The sequence below is a fragment of the Pseudoalteromonas sp. Of11M-6 genome (genome assembly GCF_022347905.1).
Lineage (GTDB): Bacteria > Pseudomonadota > Gammaproteobacteria > Enterobacterales > Alteromonadaceae > Pseudoalteromonas.
Genome location: NZ_JAKRFW010000006.1, coordinates 121797 through 128001 on the forward strand (window position 1 = coordinate 121797; position 6205 = coordinate 128001).

General features: G+C 38.4%; 5 protein-coding genes and 1 tRNA gene. 4 read left to right on the top strand and 2 right to left on the bottom strand.

Going from position 1 to position 6205, the window contains the following annotated elements; translation table 11 throughout:
• Positions 1-204 precede the first annotated feature (204 nt).
• The 4 genes from MHN32_RS04865 (at position 205) to MHN32_RS04880 (ending at position 3836) form a co-directional block, all read left to right on the top strand.
• On the top strand, positions 205-1428 hold the full coding sequence (locus tag MHN32_RS04865) for a reverse transcriptase family protein (RefSeq protein WP_239421078.1): 1224 nt from the start codon (positions 205-207) through the stop codon (positions 1426-1428).
• Positions 1418-2143, top strand: a complete 726-nt coding sequence (locus MHN32_RS04870) for a retron Ec48 family effector membrane protein (RefSeq protein WP_239421079.1) — start codon at positions 1418-1420, stop codon at positions 2141-2143. The genes MHN32_RS04865 and MHN32_RS04870 overlap by 11 nt, the downstream gene beginning before the upstream one ends.
• A 293-nt stretch (positions 2144-2436) precedes the next feature.
• On the top strand, positions 2437-2655 hold the full coding sequence (locus tag MHN32_RS04875; RefSeq protein WP_239421080.1) for a helix-turn-helix domain-containing protein: 219 nt from the start codon (positions 2437-2439) through the stop codon (positions 2653-2655).
• Between the two features lie 74 nt (positions 2656-2729).
• Positions 2730-3836, top strand: a complete 1107-nt coding sequence (locus MHN32_RS04880; RefSeq protein ID WP_239421081.1) for a replication initiation protein — start codon at positions 2730-2732, stop codon at positions 3834-3836.
• 159 nt (positions 3837-3995) lie between these two features.
• On the opposite strand, the gene MHN32_RS04885 is transcribed toward MHN32_RS04880, so the two are convergent.
• Positions 3996-4072 (bottom strand) — tRNA-Pro (locus MHN32_RS04885).
• 163 nt (positions 4073-4235) lie between these two features.
• Positions 4236-5654 (bottom strand): sodium:alanine symporter family protein, encoded by a 1419-nt coding sequence (locus tag MHN32_RS04890; RefSeq protein WP_239421082.1) that lies wholly within the window; start codon positions 5652-5654, stop codon positions 4236-4238.
• Between the last annotated feature and the right edge of the window lie 551 nt (positions 5655-6205).

Here is a 6205-nt window from a genome sequence, read left to right on the forward strand (position 1 = left end):
GACAGTTTTAGATAGTTTTCTATACTAAAACAACAGGGGCTGCCCTCCAGCATTGCCTGAGCCGGCAAGCGACTGCAGCCACAATGGTAAGCCTGGCAGGTTGGCATTTAGGTATTCATTTATCAATAGGTTAGTTTTTTTGAGCAGCTGAATGTTGATTCCTATTGTATGGATAGCCAGGCTTACATCATCAAAAGGACCATTGTGACAAGTAAATACGAATATCACGTAAGAAAAAGAACCAACCGGTCTATACCCTCTATAAAAAGCTTGAAAAGAGCCTTAAGTATTTCTGATACTGAGATAGATTCGTTTTATGAATTGATTAAAGAAGGAAAAGCTTATAAAAGAGTTCTTGGCCATCTAAAAAGTTCGGGCGATGAAAGGCTTGTTTACGATCCCCATCCACTTGTACGGAAAATACAGCGCTTAATTAATTCCAGAGTTTTTAATCCAAGAAAACCAAAGGAAGGTTTGATTGTTTGGCCTCCTTATCTATACGGTTCCGTTCCTAATACAGTTAAAGTAATAAAAGGTAAGGTTGAAGTAACTTCGAGAGACTATATATCTTGTGCCAAGAATCACTGCCTTACGAAAAGTATACTTAAGATTGATATCAAAGACTTTTACGAAAATATACACAAAAGTGATGTTTTTGATATATTCAGCAAGGTACTTAAATACCCAGATGATGTATCTACTCTATTGGCAGACTTCTGTACTTATAAGGACAAAATACCTCAAGGAGGGTTGACTTCAAGTTTCATTGCGTCTGCTGTTCTTCATGATGTGGAGCCTAAATTAGTTCAAAGACTACACAAAAAAAAGTTAATTTATACTCGGCTAGCTGATGATATTACAGTATCTAGCTTCACAAATAATTACGATTTTAATCTATGTATCAGTTTGATTAAGGAAATGCTAATTAGCAAGGACTTACCTATTAATGAAGATAAACTTGTAATTTCAAATCACTCAAACTCTGCAACATTAGTACACGGATTAAGAGTTAACTTTAAAGAGCCAAGACTCCCTGAAGATGAAATTTCTAAAATAAGAGCTTCTGTGCGAAGTTTGGAAAAACTTGCTCAAGATTCTAAATATAGAACTAGCAGGGATTACCGTAGAAGCCATTCAATATGTATGGGGAGGGTGAATAGAATGCAGAGTATTGGCCATAACAAAGCTAGACAATTAATGGTCAGAGTTTTAAAAATTCTACCACTCCCTTCATATCAAGATATCATCACCTCACATAAACTTGTGTACAAGTTGGAAAAAAGCTTTAAAAAGGATAAATGTGAGTACTTTTATAAAAGGCTTTATAACCTTGCTCAATATGAACTAAACATCCTTCAAAGAAGCTTTTCACGGGAAGCTCATGAATTAAGGAATAGGTTAAAAAGAGTGAAGCCAAATGAAGTCTAATTTAGTGAAAGAACCTTTAAAAGTTGCTAAGTTTTTAATTTTATTATATTTAGCTTTGGTTGTGGTCATTTTCTTTTGGTTGTTTTTAGGTATTTACTCGGAAAACGCTTTTTACGATAAGTCAACTTGTTTCAGTTACAGCTGTTTAAAGTCTTTCGGTTTAAGCTTTAAATCTGCTATAGGTTTTTTGGAGTTGTCACTTAAGTTGCTGTTAACCTCAGTCACTATTTTTAGCATTTACTATGCTTTAAAAAATTATATAAGTGCTACCAAAGCAGCTAAAACAACAATCCATCTAACTAATTTAAATACGTTTAAAGACTATTTGATGGCAGAAACAAAGTATGAAAATATTTTTAATATCAAAAGAGTAGATGTTCTTAAGTGGTATAACATTATTTACCCAGAATCTAGGCTAGGTGAATTGTATGTCTCAAATGATTACAAAGAGAAAATAAAAAAAATAAACAACTTGATAGATAAATCTAATGGGTGTTTCTCAGGCGAATCTGAAGAGAAAACTCTCTTTGATTATAAAAAGCATCAAACAGATATGATCAATGCTCTTAAAACTATAGGAATTACCTTGTCCCGTTCGCCAAGAAATAACTTTAGAGATGCTGAAAAATCTGTGTTTGACTTGATAAACAAGATAAATAAAGAGTTTTGTGGTAGTAACAATGTTGGTCTTATAAAACCCCAGTTATACAGATAAGAATTATATTTTAACTTTCTAATAAGTCCTAACGAATTAAGAAGGTGTCAGTTTTCTTATTCAATGAGATTAGTCATAGAAATTTTTTTTAAAGTATTTACTTTTTTATAACTGAAAGGTTGAAAACCACTTTACTTTTAGCTAATCATACCTTAGCCTAAATGGACTGGTTAAATCCAGTGCCAAAAAAGGCGCTTCTAGCAAGCTGCCTGTTACACGTAACGAGGAAACAAACGGCTTTTCATAAGCACGGTTGATACGTTTTTAACAGGTTTGGTTAGTTAGGAGGGCTCATGTCCACATTTATTACCACAAAAGAAGCTGCAAAGTTTTTAAATTGCTCACCGCAGCATCTATACAATATCCGAAATAGACGCAAAGCTGCCCTTATGCAAGGTGATTCTGATCTTGCTAAAAAGGCTGCCCCAGAGGCGATCAAAATAGGCGGGAAATTACTTTTTGAAGAGTCTGCGCTTGAAGCGTGGCTAAGAAAGTATGGCGACGTTGCTTAACTTGCGAATACGGCAGGCGTAAGCGACCAAACTATCCGCCTGCCGTGTTGAATGTACTCCAACACGGATATTTTATGACAAATATTGCAGAACAGCTAGTTCCTAGTAAGCCTTTGTGTATACAGGAACAGTTAACTCAAAGACTCCACAGAACCACACCACCAAGAACACTCTGTACTAATGACGATATAACAATGGGTCGTTATCGTTATGGTGAAATAGCTTTAGGTGATTATCTTCATGTTCAAGTGAATCCAAAAGCTATTCAATATTGGCTGATTTTCGATATCGATGATGAATCAGCGTTTTCTTGGGAAGACAATCTACTCCCAGCTCCAAATATAATTGTTAGTGGCCCATCTATATGTAAATTTGGCAGGGCAGGGGAGCAAGGAGGTGCGCATCTGCTTTATGCTATTCAAGGCGTCACAACAAGCCTTAAAGGCATGCGCAAGCCTATCGCGTTTCTGAAGTATGTAAACCAAGCTATGCGAATCAAACTTGGAGCAGATGAGTGCTATACAGGACCTTTATGTAAAAACCCGCTTCATTCTCATTGGAAAACGACTTTCTTACATGCGCATGAGTACAGTCTCAACGAACTAAATGACTTTTTGCACAAGCCAAAGAAAGAATTTGGCAATGAGTTTGATTGGGGGGAAGTAGCCAACTCTCGTAATTGCTATTTGTTTCATCAGCTACGTTTCATTGCTTACAAGAGGATAAACTACGCCCGAGAAAACTGGCTATTTGAGGACTGGCACAAACACTTGTTTGAGGTTGCTGAAAGCTTAAATAACTTTGAAGGTTTTGGCTTAGCAAAGGAGTACCCTCTGAAGTACGAAGAACTGCAGTCGATTACTCAAAGCGTAGCATCTTGGACTTGGCAAAAGTACTTTCCTAACCACAATCGAGGGGCTGCAGGAACTTGGTTATATCAAATCCCCATTCAATCCAAAGCACTCGCTCATCGTCAAGGTGCGAGGTATACACACCAGAAAAGGCGTGAGCAATCTGAAACGTCAATAAAACGAGCTGTCAGTAAGTTATTAGCCACAGGCTGCAAAATTACTCAGAGGAGTATTGCGCTTGAAACAAGATTGACACGGCAAACAGTCGCGAAATACAAACAGCTAATTGAAGATGTTAAAAATGCTTCCCTTCAGGGTAATAGGGGGTAAGGGGGGAAAGCTAGAGAGTAAATGTAGTATCCGTGTAGCTGTTAATATAGAAGTAGAGCAAGCTACACATATGCTACATATAAATGAAGTTAACTGAATTAAGTTGCTACATTACTTTATGTGAGCTTAGTTAACTTATTGAATAGAGTGTAGAAAAGCTGGTCGGCATAGCAGGATTTGAACCTGCGACCCCTGACACCCCATGACAGTGCGCTACCAAGCTGCGCTATATGCCGACTTGTGCTTTACTATACGGATTTTTTTTTGAAAGGCAATAAGTGGTTGGTTTGTTTGGACATTAAATGAACTCAAGGGCGTATTTTTGTGTTCTTCGTCATTAATCCTGAGTTTTATAAGAAGAAAGCGCACTAAAAATAAGCTCTAGTGCGCTGTATTGGTCTATTTAGTCCAAATGCCTTTTGGTAGTGTTTTTTCTACTTCAGGGTTGGTACTAGGATCAAACTCTGGGGTTACGCCAGCTTTAAGCTGCTTTTTATAATCGTTGGCAAGCCATAGCACGACTTTGCGAAGCATAAAGAGTGCAACCACGTTTACTACAGCCATTAAGCCCATTGAAATATCAGCGAGTGTCCAAACCAGTCCAAGTTCGCTTACCGCACCAAACATTACCATACCTAATACACAAGCTCTAAATACCATCATGCCTTTCTTTGAATGGTGATCTAAAAACAGTAGGTTGGTTTCTGCATAACTATAGTTGGCAACAATGGAAGTAAAAGCAAAAAATAGAATAGCCACTGCAACGAAAACTGCGCCCCATTCTCCTACATGATGAACCAATGCAGATTGTGTTAATTCAATGCCAGTTAAACCTGAGTTTGGCTCGAGCTGACCAGATAAAAGAATAAGCGAAGCGGTCGCGGTACAGATCACTATGGTATCTACAAATACACCTAGCATTTGTACATAACCCTGTGATGCTGGATGGTTTGGATTTGGTGTTGCACTAGCAGCAGCGTTTGCAGCGCTACCCATACCCGCTTCATTTGAGAATAAGCCGCGCTTGATCCCTTGAAGCATCGCTTGCATTACGGCGTAGCCAATAGCACCAGCACCCGCTTGTTCAATACCCATTGCACTTTTTACTATTAACATAAATATATCTGGCAGCTGCGCAAAGTTCACAGCACAGACGTAAAGTGCAAGTATAAGATAAGCAACGGCCATAAAAGGCACGACAAGTTCGGCAAAGCGTGCAATAGTTTTTAAACCACCGAAGATGATAATCCCTGAAGCTGCTACTAACGCAATACCCATCACATATTTAGGCACATCAAAGGCAACGTTAAATGCTGCAGCAATGGAGTTGGCTTGCACCGCATTAAAGACGAAACCAAATGCAAGGATAAGGCAAAGTGAGAATAACACCCCCATCCACTTACGTTTTAAACCTAGCTCCATATAATAAGCTGGGCCACCACGGAAGTTTCCGTCATCATCTTTTGTCTTATATAGCTGCGCTAAGCAACTTTCAGCAAAACTGGTCGCCATACCAATCAAGGCAATGAGCCACATCCATAATATAGCACCAGGACCGCCCAAATAGAGCGCGACACCAACACCTGCCATATTACCGGTACCAACCCGTGCGGCGAGTGAAGTACAGAATGCTTGAAAAGAGGAGATACCATCTTCAGCACCTTCGCGGCTTTGCATCATTACCTTCACCATATATGGGAATTGAGTGAATTGAATAAAGCCAAGCCTAATTGTGAAGAATACACCTGCAGCTATTAAGAGGTAGATAAGTAGATGGCCCCATAAAAGACCACTTATCGAGTTTAAGATATCAGCCATGTATTTAGCCTTTTTCTAAGAACGAGTAAATAATGGGGCGGTAATCTACCACAAAGAAAAGCAAAAGCCGAAATTCCTATGGGTTATCCACAGAAAATGTGGATAAGTTGTTAGGATTCGGTGGGCTAAAAAGCATTTGAAAAATAAATAGAAAAAACCGAAAAAAAGGGTTGCACTTAAATCGGATCTCCCTATAATGCGCATCCACCGACACGGAGCACAACGCCGAAAAGCAAAGCAGCAACGAGTTAGCGTCAAGTAAAACTTAAGTTCGAAGCTTCTTCTCAAGAAATTCAAAATTAAGTGTTGACAAAAAATTGGGAATGCTTAGAATGCACACCCCTCGAAACAACGAAATGTTTCGAAACGTTCTTTAAAAATATGAAGCAATCATCTGTGTGGGCACTCGTACAGGTTGAGTTCTAACAGCAGGTTCTAGTTCGCTAGATGACGCAAACAAATTTAGAGTCTCAATTGTAACTGAGTGACTATATAGTCAATTCGTTTTGATTTTACTTTTTTGAAAAGTAGAAACAAACAATCAGAATTCA

Excerpts from the sequence above, each read along its gene's own strand:
- MHN32_RS04870 (WP_239421079.1), top strand. The coding sequence starts at position 1,418 with ATGAAGTCTAATTTAGTGAAAGAACCTTTAAAAGTTGCTAAGTTTTTA.
- MHN32_RS04875 (WP_239421080.1), top strand. The coding sequence starts at position 2,437 with ATGTCCACATTTATTACCACAAAAGAAGCTGCAAAGTTTTTAAATTGC.
- MHN32_RS04880 (WP_239421081.1), top strand. The coding sequence starts at position 2,730 with ATGACAAATATTGCAGAACAGCTAGTTCCTAGTAAGCCTTTGTGTATA.
- MHN32_RS04890 (WP_239421082.1), bottom strand. The coding sequence starts at position 5,654 with ATGGCTGATATCTTAAACTCGATAAGTGGTCTTTTATGGGGCCATCTA.